General features: G+C 70.0%; 11 protein-coding genes and 2 tRNA genes. 12 read left to right on the forward strand and 1 reads right to left on the reverse strand.

From position 1 onward, the window contains the following. Positions 1–114 precede the first annotated feature (114 nt). The 6 genes from serA (at position 115) to AB0H93_RS25575 (ending at position 6,686) form a co-directional block, all read left to right on the forward strand. Positions 115–1,710: a phosphoglycerate dehydrogenase gene (gene serA / locus AB0H93_RS25550; RefSeq protein WP_358575678.1), complete on the forward strand. Its 1,596-nt coding sequence runs from the start codon at positions 115–117 to the stop codon at positions 1,708–1,710. Positions 1,711–1,925: 215 nt separating this feature from the next. Beyond that, the gene (locus AB0H93_RS25555) at positions 1,926–2,969 is read left to right on the forward strand and encodes a 3-isopropylmalate dehydrogenase (RefSeq protein ID WP_358575680.1); all 1,044 of its coding nucleotides are present in this window, start codon (positions 1,926–1,928) and stop codon (positions 2,967–2,969) included. A gap of 129 nt (positions 2,970–3,098) precedes the next feature. Then, a complete protein-coding gene (locus AB0H93_RS25560) occupies positions 3,099–3,542 on the forward strand; it encodes an SRPBCC family protein (protein ID WP_358575681.1) in 444 nt (147 codons plus the stop codon). Next, a complete protein-coding gene (locus AB0H93_RS25565; RefSeq protein ID WP_358575682.1) occupies positions 3,539–3,865 on the forward strand; it encodes a metalloregulator ArsR/SmtB family transcription factor in 327 nt (108 codons plus the stop codon). The genes AB0H93_RS25560 and AB0H93_RS25565 overlap by 4 nt, the downstream gene beginning before the upstream one ends. 225 nt (positions 3,866–4,090) lie before the next feature. Then, complete coding sequence (cimA, locus tag AB0H93_RS25570; RefSeq protein WP_358575683.1) at positions 4,091–5,725, forward strand: citramalate synthase; 1,635 nt, start codon at positions 4,091–4,093, stop codon at positions 5,723–5,725. Positions 5,726–5,903: 178 nt separating this feature from the next. Further along, complete coding sequence (locus AB0H93_RS25575) at positions 5,904–6,686, forward strand: fumarylacetoacetate hydrolase family protein (RefSeq protein WP_132484708.1); 783 nt, start codon at positions 5,904–5,906, stop codon at positions 6,684–6,686. 82 nt (positions 6,687–6,768) lie between these two features. On the opposite strand, the gene AB0H93_RS25580 is transcribed toward AB0H93_RS25575, so the two are convergent. Then, positions 6,769–7,998 (reverse strand): FAD-dependent oxidoreductase, encoded by a 1,230-nt coding sequence (locus AB0H93_RS25580; RefSeq protein WP_358575684.1) that lies wholly within the window; start codon positions 7,996–7,998, stop codon positions 6,769–6,771. Between the two features lie 103 nt (positions 7,999–8,101). Here AB0H93_RS25580 and gltX point away from each other — a divergent pair, with 103 nt between their 5' ends. The 6 genes from gltX to AB0H93_RS25610 all read left to right on the forward strand — a co-directional run bounded on the left by gltX (position 8,102) and on the right by AB0H93_RS25610 (position 13,264). Beyond that, a complete protein-coding gene (gene gltX / locus AB0H93_RS25585; protein WP_358575685.1) occupies positions 8,102–9,598 on the forward strand; it encodes a glutamate--tRNA ligase in 1,497 nt (498 codons plus the stop codon). Between the two features lie 238 nt (positions 9,599–9,836). Continuing rightward, complete coding sequence (locus AB0H93_RS25590; RefSeq protein WP_358575686.1) at positions 9,837–10,610, forward strand: HAD family hydrolase; 774 nt, start codon at positions 9,837–9,839, stop codon at positions 10,608–10,610. Between the two features lie 176 nt (positions 10,611–10,786). Then, positions 10,787–10,858: transfer RNA gene (locus tag AB0H93_RS25595), tRNA-Gln, on the forward strand. A 33-nt stretch (positions 10,859–10,891) separates the two neighbouring features. Then, positions 10,892–10,964, forward strand: a tRNA-Glu gene (locus AB0H93_RS25600). Between the two features lie 543 nt (positions 10,965–11,507). After that, complete coding sequence (locus AB0H93_RS25605) at positions 11,508–12,524, forward strand: DJ-1/PfpI family protein (RefSeq protein ID WP_358575687.1); 1,017 nt, start codon at positions 11,508–11,510, stop codon at positions 12,522–12,524. After that, positions 12,521–13,264 carry a DJ-1/PfpI family protein gene (locus AB0H93_RS25610; protein ID WP_358575688.1) on the forward strand — a complete coding sequence of 248 codons (744 nt, stop codon included), beginning with the start codon at positions 12,521–12,523 and terminating at the stop codon, positions 13,262–13,264. The genes AB0H93_RS25605 and AB0H93_RS25610 overlap by 4 nt, the downstream gene beginning before the upstream one ends. Positions 13,265–13,281: the final 17 nt, after the last annotated feature.

A 13,281-nucleotide genomic window follows, 5' to 3' on the forward strand; every position in this document is an offset into this window, starting at 1 on the left:
GACCGGTGATCCGGGCAACACCCTTGTGAACGCTTTCTCAAACTCCCGTTAAACTTCGACCCCGTCCGGGCACATCGCCGTGCCGACCGTGATCTTCAAAAATGGAGTTCGCCCGTGACCAACGCAAGCCGTCCTGTCGTCCTGATCGCCGAGAAGCTGGCACCGTCCGTGATCGACGCCCTCGGGGACGAGGTCGAGATCCGCAACGTGGACGGCACCGACCGGCCGGCGTTGCTCGACGCCGTCGCCGACGCCGATGCGCTGCTGGTCCGCTCCGCCACCAAGGTCGACGCCGAGGTGCTGTCGGCGGCGAAGAAGCTCAAGGTCGTCGCCCGCGCCGGGGTCGGCCTGGACAACGTCGAGGTGCCCGCCGCCACCGAGCGCGGCGTGATGGTGGTCAACGCCCCCACCTCCAACATCGTCTCGGCCGCCGAGCACGCGATGGCGCTGCTGCTCGCGGTGGCGCGCAACGTCGCGCAGGCCGACGCCAGCCTCAAGAACGGCGAGTGGAAGCGCAGCTCCTACACCGGCGTCGAGCTCAACGGCAAGACCGTCGGCGTGGTCGGCCTGGGCAAGATCGGCCAGCTGTTCGCTCAGCGCGTCGCCGCCTTCGGCACCAAGCTGATCGCCTACGACCCCTACGTGTCGGCGGGTCGCGCCGCGCAGCTGGGCATCGAGCTGGTCACGCTCGACGAGCTGCTGGCCCGCGCCGACGCGATCTCCATCCACCTGCCCAAGACCGCCGAGACGCTCGGCCTCATCGGTGCTGAGGAGCTGAAGAAGGCCAAGCCGGGCCTGCTGGTCGTCAACGCCGCCCGCGGCGGCCTGATCGACGAGGACGCGCTGGTCGACGCGCTGCGCAACGGCCAGATCGGCGGCGCGGGCATCGACGTCTTCAAGACCGAGCCGACCACCGAGAGCCCGCTGTTCGAGCTGTCCAACGTGGTCGTCACCCCGCACCTGGGCGCGTCCACCGTGGAGGCGCAGGACCGCGCGGGCACCGACGTGGCCCGCTCGGTGCGGCTGGCGCTGCGCGGCGACTTCGTGCCGGACGCCGTCAACGTGCAGGGCGGCGTGGTCGGCGAGGAGGTCCGCCCGTACCTGTCGCTGACCCAGAAGCTGGGCCAGGTGCTGGCCGCGCTGGTCGGCAGCACGCCGAGCTCGGTGACCATCGAGGCCCGCGGCGAGCTGGCCGACGAGGACGTCTCGGTGCTGCAGCTGGCGGCGCTGCGCGGCGTTTTCGCCGGCGCCGTGGAGAACCAGGTGACCTTCGTCAACGCGCCGCAGCTGGCCGAGGACCTGGGCGTGCAGGTGGAGGTCAAGACCTCCTCGGAGAGCCCGAACCACCGCAGCGTGGTGTCGGTGCGCGCGGGCCTGCCGGACGGCCGCACCGCCGTGGTCTCGGGCGCGCTGTCCGGGTCGAACCAGGTGGAGAAGCTGGTCGAGGTCAACGGCCGGCACTTCGACCTGCGGGCCGAGGGCAACGTGCTGCTGCTGGAGTACCCGGACCGGCCGGGCGTGATGGGCCGGGTCGGCACCCTGCTCGGCGAGGTCGGCGTGAACATCGAGGCGGCGATGGTCAGCCAGACCACGGAGCGCTCGGACGCGATCATGCTGCTGCGCGTGGACCGTCCGGTCGAGCCGGGCGTGCTGGAGCCGATCGGCGCCGCGGTCGGTGCGCGCATCGTGCGCACCGTCAGCTTTGAGTAACTCGGACGAGTGACGCGGGGGCCGTTCCACGATGTGGGACGGCCCCCGTGTCGTACCAGGGACCGATGGTCATCTCACTCCAATGGGTGTCCCACTATGCGGGACATGTCATCCACTTGGTGGGCCCGGCATGCCGCTGCCCGCAGTCGTGCCGGTAGCCTTCGGCTCAACAGTTCGAGCCCCGCGGGTCGGGGTGGTTCTCGGGAGGTGTGTAGATGCGGCTCGCTGTGATCCCCGGCGACGGGATCGGGCCGGAGGTTATTGCCGAGGCACTCAAGGTCCTCGGTGAGGTGGTGCCGGATACCGAGATCACTCGTTACGACCTGGGAGCGGCGCGCTGGCACGCGACCGGGGAGCTGCTGCCCGAGTCCGTGCTGGGTGAACTCCGCCAGCACGACGCGATCCTGCTCGGCGCCGTCGGCGACCCGACGGTCCCCAGCGGCATCCTGGAGCGCGGCCTGCTGCTGCGGTTGCGCTTCGAGCTCGACCACCACGTGAACCTGCGGCCGGCCCGGCTCTACCCGGGCGTGAAGAGCCCGGTGGTCGACCCCGGCGAGATCGACATGGTCGTGGTCCGCGAGGGCACCGAGGGTCCGTACGTGGGCAACGGTGGTCTGCTCCGCAAGGACACCACGCACGAGATCGCGACCGAGGTCAGCATCAACACCGCGTTCGGCGTGGAGCGGGTGGTGCGCGACGCGTTCGCCCGCGCCGCCTCCCGGCCGCGCAAGCACCTGACGCTGGTGCACAAGACCAACGTGCTCACCCACGCCGGATCCTTGTGGTCGCGCGTGGTGGAAGAGGTCTCGCTGCAGTACCCGGACGTCACCGTGGCCTACCAGCACGTGGACGCCACCACGATCCACATGGTCACCGACCCGTCCCGGTTCGACGTGATCGTCACCGACAACCTCTTCGGCGACATCATCACCGACCTGGCCGGCGCCGTCACCGGTGGCATCGGCTTGGCGGCCAGCGGCAACATCGACGCCACCCGTCGCAACCCGAGCATGTTCGAGCCGGTGCACGGCAGCGCGCCGGACATCGCCGGGCAGGGCGTGGCGGACCCGACCGCGGCGGTGCTGTCGGTCGCGATGCTGCTCGACCACGTCGGCCTGACCGAGGCCGCCAGGCGGGTCGAGGCGTCGGTGGCGTTCGACCTGGCCACCCGCGACCACTCGGCGCCGGGCGCGACCTTCGCGATCGGCGACCGCCTCGCGGCGCTGGTCTCCTCCCGCGAGGTCGCTCCGCAGTCCTGATCTCGTTCATCGCGTTGAGGGCGTCCCCGGTGGGGCGCCCTCTTCGTTGCCCCCATGTGCAACCCACGAGTTGCACATGAGGCGATGGGGTGCAACCCTGGGGTTGCACAACCGTGGATTGGAGTGGGCATGGTTTCCGACCGGATCGAACGCGAGATCGTCATCGAGGCGCCTGCTGAGCAGGTGTGGGCGGCGCTGCTGGAACCCGAGTTCTGGCTCGGCGAGGCGGATCCGACCGGCGTCGAGGTCGGCGAGGGCAGCCGGCTGGTCTCGGAGCACGCCGAGTACGGCAACTTCCCGCAGCTGATCGAGAAGCTGGAACCCCACCGCTACCTCGCCTACCGCTGGGCGAGCGCCTTCCCCGGCGAGGACCCCGCGGCGGGCAACTCGACGCTGGTCGAGTTCACCCTGACCGAGGAGGGCGGAACGACCCGGCTGCGCGTGGTCGAGAGCGGGTTCGCCGCGCTCGCCGCATCGGAGGAGGCGCGGCGCGGCGCGGTCGACGACAACACCGGCGGCTGGGAGCAGGTGCTGGACGAGGTCAAGCAGAAGGTGGAGAAGCAGCAGGCGTGACGGAGCACGGTGAGGTCGACGAGGTGCTGGCGGCGCTGGCCGACCCGACCAGGCGGCAGCTCGTGGACCTGCTCGGCGAGCGCGGTGAGGCCAGCGCGACGGCGCTGGCCGCCGCGCTGCCGGTGTCGCGGCAGGCGGTCGTCAAGCACCTGGCGGTGCTGGAGAACGCGGGCCTGGTGACCTCGGCCCGGGTGGGGCGGGAGGTCCGCTTCGCGATCCGGTCGGAGCCGCTGGCGGCGACGGCGCGCTGGCTGGCGTCCCGCGCCGCCCGGTGGGACCGGCGGCTGGCGGCGATCAAGCGCCACGCCGAATCCGGGCAGTAGGCCGATTCCCGCCCGGATGGTGGGAAGGCGCGGCCATCTGGTGGTCCGGTGCCGGGTTGTGGCAGCATGGGTGCGTGGCTTTCCGCAGTGTGATCATTATTGGCGAGCGCGCCGGGTAGACGACTCCGCACCCCGGCGCGCTGACCTCTCGCATCTGCGGGGGGTCTTTTTTGTTGCCTGCGCCGCCGCTCCACCCCAATCTCCGACGCCGACGGGAGAAATCCAGTGACCCGCACCAACCCGGCCGGAACGCCGCTGGGCGACGACTTCCACGTCTACGACACGACCCTGCGGGACGGCGCGCAGCGCGAGGGCATTTCCTACTCCGTCACCGACAAGCTCGCCGTCGCGCGGCTGCTGGATTCGCTGGGCGTCGGCTTCATCGAAGGCGGCTGGCCCGGCGCGCTGCCCAAGGACACGGAGTTCTTCCACCGCGCCGCCGAAGGCGAACTCGAACTCCGGCACGCCGCCCTCGTCGCCTTCGGCTCCACCCGGCGGGCCGGGACCAAAGTGGACGAAGATCCGCAGGTGCGGGCACTGCTGGAGTCGCGCGCCCCGGTGGTGACCCTGGTGGCCAAATCGGACCGACGGCACATCGAGCGGGCGCTGCGCACCGATGTGGCCGAGAACTGCGCGATGGTCGCCGACACGGTGCGCTACCTGGTGGGGGAGGGGCGCCGGGTGTTCCTCGACGCCGAGCACTTCTTCGACGGCTACGCCTTCGATCCCGACACCTCGCTGCGCGTGCTGGACGCCGCCGCCGGCGCGGGCGCCGACGTCGTCGTGCTGTGCGACACCAACGGCGGGCAGCTGCCGCTGCAACTGGCCGAGACGGTCCGCGAAGTCGTGTCGCGCACGGGATTCCGCGTCGGCATCCACTGCCAGGACGACACCGGCTGCGCGGTGGCCAACAGCGTCGCCGCCGTGCAGGCCGGTGCGACCCACGTGCAGTGCACCGCCAACGGCTACGGGGAGCGGGCGGGCAACGCGGATCTGTTCGCCGTGATCGGCAATCTCGCCGCGAAACTGGAGATGCCGGTGTTGCCGGAGGGAAAGCTGCGGGAGCTGACCAGGGTTTCGCACGCGCTGGCCGAGATCGCCAACCTCGCGCCGGACACGCACCAGGCCTACGTCGGCCAGTCGACCTTCGCGCACAAGGCGGGGCTGCACGCGAGCGCGATCAAAGTGGACCCCGAGCTGTACAACCACATCGATCCGGCGCTGGTGGGCAACGGGATGCGGGTGCTGGTCACCGAGATGGCCGGGCGCGCCAGCCTGGAGCTCAAGGGCGCCGAGCTCGGCCTCGACCTCGCGGAGTCGCCGGCCGCCGTCACCGGCGCGGTGCGCCGGGTGAAGGAACTGGAAGCGCGCGGCTGGTCCTTCGAAGCGGCCGACGCGTCGCTGGAACTGCTGCTGCGCGGCGAAATGGCCGCCGTGGCCGACGGCGATCCGGTCGAGGCGCCGTTCGAGCTGGAGTCCTATCGCGTCGTGCTCGACCACCGACCGGACGGCGAGACGGTTTCCGAAGCGACGGTCAAGGTGCACGTCGTGGGGGAGCGCGTGATCGCCACCGCAGAAGGGAACGGGCCCGTCAACGCCCTCGACGCGGCGCTGCGCAAGGCGCTGGTCCCGCACCTGCCCTGGCTGGAATCCGTTGAGCTGGCCGACTACAAGGTGCGCATCCTCATCGACGCGCCAGGCACCGACGCGGTCACCCGAGTGCTCGTGGAATCCCGCGACGGCGAGGAGGAGTGGACCACGGTGGGCGTGCACGGCAACATCGTCGAGGCGAGCTGGCTCGCGCTCTGCGACGCGCTGGTGTACAAGGCCCTGCGGCGCAACGCGGCCGCTGCCCGGTAGCGATCCGGTCGTGAGTGGTTGTGGTCGCTGTGACGACCACCGCCACTCACGACACATCGCACCCGGTCGTGAGTGGCGGCGGTCGCCATGGCCATTCGCGCCGCGACAACCGCGCACGGGCATTCGCTTTCGCGGCGTTACGCTGGTGACGGTCCACTTTCGATTCCGGAGGTTCGTCTTGCGCTTGGCACGTGTCGCCCACTCCGACGGGGTGTCCTTCGTCGCACTGGAGCCGGATCCGGCCGCACCGCAGGAGAAGGTGCTGGCGGTCGAGATCGACCAGCACCCGTTCGGCGACCCGACGTTCACCGGTCGCAAGTGGCCGATGGCCGATGTCCGGCTGCTGGCCCCGATCCTGCCCACCAAGGTCATCTGCGTGGGCAAGAACTACGCCGAGCACGCCCGTGAGATGGGCTCGGAACCGCCGGAGAACCCGGTGATCTTCATGAAGCCGTCGACCACGGTGATCGGCCCCAACGCCGCCATCAAGCTGCCGCCGAACTCCGAGCGGGTGGACTTCGAGGGCGAACTCGCCGCCGTCGTCGGGCAGCCGTGCAAGGACGTGCCGGAGGCGCGGGGCACCGAAGTGCTGCTGGGCTACACGATCGCCAACGACGTGACCGCGCGCGACCAGCAGCAGGCCGACGGGCAGTGGACGCGGGCCAAGGGCTACGACACGTTCTGCCCGCTGGGCCCGTGGATCGACACCTCGGTGAGCCCGTCGGACCTGGCGATCCGCACCGAACTGGACGGCGAGCTCAAGCAGAACTCGCGGACGTCGCTGCAGATCCACGACATCGCGGCGCTCGTGTCGTGGATCTCGCGGGTGATGACGCTGCTGCCGGGAGACGTGATCCTCACCGGAACCCCGGCGGGCGTGGGCCCGATGCAGGCGGGCCAGAAGGTCTCGGTCTCCATCGACGGCCTGGGCACCCTGACCAACCCGGTCCAGCAGGGCTGACGCCGGGCCCCAGGATCCGCAATTTCCATTGAAATCGGACCTTCGATTTCAATGGAAATTGCGGAGGTCCGTGGCCCGGTCCTCAGCGGAGGGCCGCCTTGGGCGGGCGCTCGCGGACCGCGCCGTAGGCGAGGACGTACGCCGGGATCCTGCGCAGCCACGGGACGTTCGAGACCGCCCGCAGGGGCAGCGGCAGGCGCGCGGTGTCGCCGAAGTCGATTTCCCCGCGCAGCGCCGGGGAGATCACGTTCTCGTGGATCACCCGCTGCAGCCGCTGGATCAGCACCGTCGTCGGCCAGCGCCGCCGCTGCACCGCCGCGACGTGCCTGCGCTCCAGACGACCGTCGCGCAGCGGCCCGGCCAGGTGGCGGGCCGCCGCGACGGCGTCCTGCACCGCCAGGTTGATGCCGATGCCGCCGACCGGTGACATCGCGTGCGCCGCGTCGCCGATGCACAGCAGGCCCGGCACGTGCCACTTGCGCAACCGGTCCAGGGTCACGTGCAGCACCTTGACGTCGTCCCAGCTGCGCACCAGGTCCCGCCCGGCCAGCCACGGGAAGAAGCGGGTCAGGCGTTCGCCGAACTCCTCGACGGGCCGGTTGCGGCCCTCCGCGTCGGTGCCCTTGCCGATGATCGACGCGACCTGGAAGTAGTCGCCGCGGTCGAACATGACGGTGAAGGTGCGTTCCCGGATCAGGCCGATGCCGCCCGCGGGATCGCCGGCCTGCCGCGGGACCCGGAACCACCGGACGTCCATCGGCGTCGGGAAGTCCTGCAGCCCGAGCTCGGGCATCTCGCGCACGAACGACTTCCGGCCGTCGCAGGCCACCGTGATGGTGGCGCGCAGCTCGCCGGTCTCGCCGTCGGAGGTGCGGTAGCGCACCCCGTTGACGCGGCCGCCTTCCCGGATCAGCTCCGTCGCCTCGGTGTTCATCCGCAGGGTGAACGTCGGCTCCTGCTTGCCCGCGTCGGCCAGCATGTCCAGGAAGTCCCACTGCGGGACCATCGCGATGTAGTTGTACTTCACCTTGAGCGCCTTGAAGTCGCCGATGGTGAACAGCTCGCCCGCCGGGCCGATCGGCAGCCGCACCTGGCTCAGGCGGCGCTGCGGGAGTTCGGCGAACCGCTCGGCCAGCCCCAGGTCGTCGAGGAGCTGCAGCGTGGTGGGGTGCACCGTGTCGCCCCGGAAGTCCCGCAGGAAGTCGCCGTGCTTCTCCAGCACGGTCACCTCGACGCCGGCCCTGGCGAGCAGCAGCCCCAGCACCATGCCCGCCGGTCCGCCGCCGATCACGCAGCAGGTGGTCCGCTCCATTGCGATCCCCTCCAGTATTTCAACGTGTGTTGAATAAGCTCAGGATGCCCTCCCTGGATGCGCCCGTCAACCGCCGACGGCGAGTGACTACGCTGGATGTGTTATGAGCACGCCAGAAGCCGCAGCACAAGCCGATGTCAGGACCGTTCGCGCCCGGTTCTGCCCCTCGCCGACCGGGACACCGCACGTCGGCCTCATCCGCACCGCCCTCTACAACTGGGCGTTCGCCCGGCACAACAAGGGCACCCTGGTGTTCCGCATCGAGGACACCGACGCCAGCCGGGACTCCGAGGAGTCCTACCAGGCGATCCTCGACGCGCTGCGCTGGTTGGGCCTCGACTGGGACGAAGGCCCCGAGGTCGGCGGCCCCTACGGCCCCTACCGGCAGAGCGAGCGGCGCGACATCTACGCCGACGTCGCCCAGCGACTGCTGGCCGCCGGCGAGCTCTACGAGTCCTACTCCAGCCCGGAAGAGGTCGAAGCCCGCCACAAGGCCAAGGGTCGCGACCCCAAGCTGGGCTACGACAACTTCGACCGGGACCTCACCGACGAGCAGATCGCCGGCTACCGCGCCGAGGGCCGCAAGCCCGTGCTGCGCCTGCGGATGCCCGACCGCGACATCGCCTTCACCGACCTGGTGCGCGGCGAGATCACCTTCCCCGCGGGCAGCGTCCCGGACCCCGTGCTGGTGCGCGGCAACGGCGACCCGCTCTACACCCTCACCAACCCGGTCGACGACGCGCTGATGCGCATCACCCACGTGCTGCGCGGCGAAGACCTGCTGTCCTCCACGCCCCGCCAGATCGCGCTCTACGAGGCGCTGCAGCGCATCGGGGTCACCGACTTCACCCCCGAGTTCGGCCACCTGCCGTTCGTCATGGGCGAAGGCAACAAGAAGCTCTCCAAGCGCGACCCGCAGTCCAACCTGTTCCACCACCGCGACCGGGGTTTCCTGCCGGAAGGCCTGCTGAACTACCTCGCGCTGCTCGGCTGGTCCATCTCCGACGACCGCGACGTGTTCAGCCTCGACGAGATGGTGGACGCCTTCGAGATCGGTCGCGTCAGCGCCAACCCGGCGCGCTTCGACCAGAAGAAGGCCGACGCGATCAACTCCGCGCACCTGCGCGCCCTCGCGCCCGACGAGTTCGTCGACCGCGTGGTGCCCTACCTCGTCCAGGGCGGTGTGCTCCCGGCCGAGCCGACCGAGCAGCAGCTCGCCACCGTGCGCGCCGCCGCGCCGCTGGTGCAGGAGCGGCTGATCGTGCTCTCCGACGCGGTCGGCATGATGGCCTTCCTGTTCGCCGGCGACGACTTCGCGCCCGAACCCGCCTCCGCGGAGAAGGCGCTCGGCGAAGACGCCAAGCCGGTCCTGGAAGCCGCCATCAACGCCCTCGACGCGCTGCCCGAATGGACCACGGCGGCCATCGAGCAGGCGCTGAAGGACTCCGTCGTCGACGGCCTCGGCATCAAGCCCCGCAAGGCCTTCGCGCCGGTCCGCGTGGCGATCACCGGCCGCACGGTGTCGCCGCCGCTGTACGAGTCCATGGAACTCCTCGGCCGCGACATCTCCCTCGAGCGGCTGCGCAAGGCCCTCGGCTGAGAAGCGGGCTTTCCAGGCTCGGTTCGAGTGGCGGTGCCGGTAGCGAGGGTGGGCTGAGCGGCTGCGCCGCTTCAAAGGCGACAAGCCGGCCTGCCGGCCTCTGAGCAGTCGGTCGTGAGTGCGAGAACACACCTCGCGCTCACGACCGCCGCCGCCAACCGGACTCAACCGAAACAGGCCAACAGGATCACCGTGTTGGCCGAGTCGGACGCAGCGGGTGAGCGCCTAGCCTCTCGGGGTGACATCCGCGCCTGAAGCACCGACCACCCACGAACTCGGACAGATCAAGGCGGTCTGCCTCGATTTCGACGACACCCTGCTCGACAGCGGACGAGCGGCGCGGCACAGCCTGCGGGAGCTCGTCGGCAGCGACCGTGCCTGGCCGGTGTGGCAGCGCACCACGGACCAGCACTACGCGCGGTACGTCACCAACGAGGTCGACTTCGACGCGATGTGCGTCGAACGCACCCAGGCGTTCTTCGCGGCCTTCGGCGAGAAACTCGACACCGCCGAAGCGGCGCGCCGCGAAACCCTGCGAATGGCCGCCATGCAGCGCGCCTGGTCCCTCTACGACGACGCCTGGCCGTGCCTCGACTGGCTCCGCGCCAGCGGCCTCCGGCTCGCCGTGATCACCAACGCGCCCAGCGCCTACCAGCGCAAGAAGATCGCCGCCGTCGGCCTCGCCGACGCCTTCGACGAACTGATCATCTCCGCCGAGATCGGTGTCGCCAAACCGGACCCTCGCATCTTCCACACCGCCTGCGACGCGCTCGGCCTGCGCCCCGAAGAAGTCGCCCACGTCGGGGACAAGCTCGACATCGACGCCCTCGGCGCCGCCCGCGCCGGCCTGCACGGCATCTGGCTCGACCGCGGCGGCAACCAGGACCCGGCCGCCGACGTGCCGACCATCACGGGCCTCCACCAGCTGCCCGAACTCCTCGTCGCCGACCTGCCCGCCGTCCCCGCCCCCGCGCAACCACCGCGCCGGACCGCCGCGCTGGTCGGCCGCTGACCCTGCCGCCGGGCCGCTGCAGCCGCCGCCACCTGCGACGATCCCCAAAAGAGGGGGGGCGATTTTCGGGCCTCTGAAGGGATGGTCTAATATTCTTATCAACACGGAGGGCAGCGGCCCGGAGCCCGAACTTCTCCCAGAGGAGATCGGAAAACCGAGCTGGCCATCCGGCACCATGGGGTATGGTGTAATTGGCAGCACGACTGATTCTGGTTCAGTTAGTCTAGGTTCGAGTCCTGGTACCCCAGCGAGCTGGTCACCTCGTGATCACTCAACAACGCGGTCCCGTCGTCTAGCGGCCTAGGACGCCGCCCTCTCAAGGCGGTAGCGCGGGTTCAAATCCCGTCGGGACTACAAGGGTGGGAGGGCCCTGTCTACGCTTCGCGTAGACAGGGCCCTTTTCGTTTTTGATTGGGGGGCCGAGCCCCCCATGCCCCCCACGGTGCGGGGGTTGCTTTTTTGTGGGCTCCATCGCTTTTCGCGGGGTACCCGGCCTGGGTTGCCGACCAGCCAGAAGACACAGCCTCATCTGGGCCGTTGGAGCCGGGTTGCCTTTATCCGGGCCTTGGGAGTTGGCCCTGCGCTTCGCTTGGGCGCATCGAGTTGGCCGGCCCTGCGCTTCGCTTGGGCCTTCGTAGTTGGCCCTGCGCTTCGCTTGGGTGTTGGGGTTCGCACTGCGCTTCGCTTGGGTTGCTGGGGTGGTCCTGCGCTTCGCTTGGGCCTTGGTTTGGGGCTTTGCTTTGTTGGGTTGGGTTGCTCGGGGCTTTCTTGGGTGGCTTGTGGCTTGTTGGGCTTGGGGTGTTCTTCTTGGGGGGCGGGGGCTTTCGTTGTTGGGCCTCCTGGGTTGCTTGGGGTTTTGGGGTGGGCTCTTCTCTTTTGGGGCGGTAGCTTTTTCTTGTGGGTCTTGGTGGGGGGCTTGGGCGTCGCTTTGTCGTTGTTGCTTATGACGGGGCTCAGATCCTTGACGTCGCTTGTCCTTGTGGGGCTTTGGAGGTTGCCAACTCTCATGGGGCCTCTCCTCCTTACGTCGTCGAGTTGGCCACCGTTTCCGGGGCCGGGGCACGTAGTTCTTCCGGGATCGTCGTCGGGGGCGCTCGGCGCTTGGCCTCCTTGACCGGGGAGATCGATACCGTTCTCGTCGTTGGTGGGGCCGGGACTCGGGCCGCCGCCACCGATCAGCGACTGCTCGGGCAGGTTCGGCGGTTGGCTCAGCGGAGCCGGCGGATCGCTTCCGTTTGCACCGGCACCTTCGTGCTGGCCGCCGCCGGGTTGCTCGACGATCGGCGGGTCACCACTCACTGGGGGTACGGCGCATCCCTCGCCGCCGAGTTCCCTTCCGTGACCGTGGATCCCGCTCCGCTGTACATCCGGGACGGCGACGTTTACACGTCCGCCGGGGTCACCAGCGCACTGGACCTCACGCTCGCTCTGATCGAGGACGACCACGGCCCGACCTTGGCTCGTGAAGTCGCCCGGGAACTCGTCACCTACCTGCACCGTCCGGCCGATCAGGCGCAGATCAGCACCTTCCTGGCCGCTCCGCCGCCCAGCAACCGGCTGGTTCGGGACCTGCTCGCGCACATCACCGCCAACCTCGCCGACGATCTGAGCCCGTCCGCGCTGGCCGCCCGAGCCGGAGTTACCAGCAGGCACCTCAACCGGCTGTTCGCCACGCATCTGGGCACCACTCCGGCTCGCGCGGTGCGGGTTGCGCGGACCGAGGCCGCCGCGCAGCTGGTGCGGGCCAGCGAGCTTTCGCTGGCCGCTGTCGCGCGCCGGTGCGGGTTCCGGTCGGCGACGACGCTGCGCCAGGCTTTCCTCGACCACTACGGGGTCTCCGGGGACAAGATTCGCAGGATGGCGGACATGCCTCGTCCGCTCGACCCGGAAACCGCCAAGACTCCCCGGACATGAGGAGTCAACCAACGACCCGCCGGACAGTGCTCGCCGGCATGGCCGCCGTCGCCGCGTTCGGCATCCCGGCCGGCACCGCCGTCGCGGAAGGCAGCGGCCCTCGCATCGGAATCCTGCTGTACGACGGCTTCAGCCTGCTGGACCCCACCGGTCCGGCCGAGCTGCTGTCCCGGCTGCCCGGCGCGACCGTGACGATGATCGCCGAGCGCCGCGGCCCGGTTCGCACCGACACGCGCCAGGTCTCGGTGGTGGCCGAGCGGTCGATCGCTGAGGTGGACCGGCTGGACGTGCTGCTCGTCCCGGGCGCCGGTGAACGCGGCACGGTCGCCGCGATGGAGAACCCGGCTCTGATCGACTGGATCCGCCGCGTGGACCGGCGCACGACGTGGACCACATCGGTCTGCACCGGCTCGCTGATCCTCGGCGCGGCCGGTCTGCTCCGCGACCGCGCGACCACGTACTGGGCCTCGGCGAGCTACCTGGAGAGCACGTTCGGCGTGAAGTACGTGCCGGAGCGGTACGTCCAGGTCGGCAAGGTCATCACCGCCGCAGGTGTTTCGGCGGGCATCGACATGGCGCTCTTCCTGGCCGCCCGCCTCGCCGGCGACGAGATCGCCCGCGGCATCCAGCTCGCCGTCGAGTACGACCCGCACCCGCCGTTCGATTCCGGCAACGCCGCCACCGCGAGCCCGGAGCTCAAGGAACTCGCCCTCCGGCTGCTCGCCGAATCGCAGAAGTAGCTCGTCAACGCCCCGGA

It is taken from the genome of Saccharopolyspora sp. NPDC050642 (assembly GCF_040654735.1).
GTDB classification, from domain to species: Bacteria; Actinomycetota; Actinomycetes; order Mycobacteriales; family Pseudonocardiaceae; genus Saccharopolyspora; species Saccharopolyspora elongata.

Coding starts and splice junctions, on each gene's coding strand:
- AB0H93_RS25610 (WP_358575688.1), top strand. CDS start 12,521: ATGAGGAGTCAACCAACGACCCGCCGGACAGTGCTCGCCGGCATGGCC.
- AB0H93_RS25560 (WP_358575681.1), top strand. CDS start 3,099: ATGGTTTCCGACCGGATCGAACGCGAGATCGTCATCGAGGCGCCTGCT.
- AB0H93_RS25555 (WP_358575680.1), top strand. CDS start 1,926: ATGCGGCTCGCTGTGATCCCCGGCGACGGGATCGGGCCGGAGGTTATT.
- AB0H93_RS25580 (WP_358575684.1), bottom strand. CDS start 7,998: ATGGAGCGGACCACCTGCTGCGTGATCGGCGGCGGACCGGCGGGCATG.
- gltX (WP_358575685.1), top strand. CDS start 8,102: ATGAGCACGCCAGAAGCCGCAGCACAAGCCGATGTCAGGACCGTTCGC.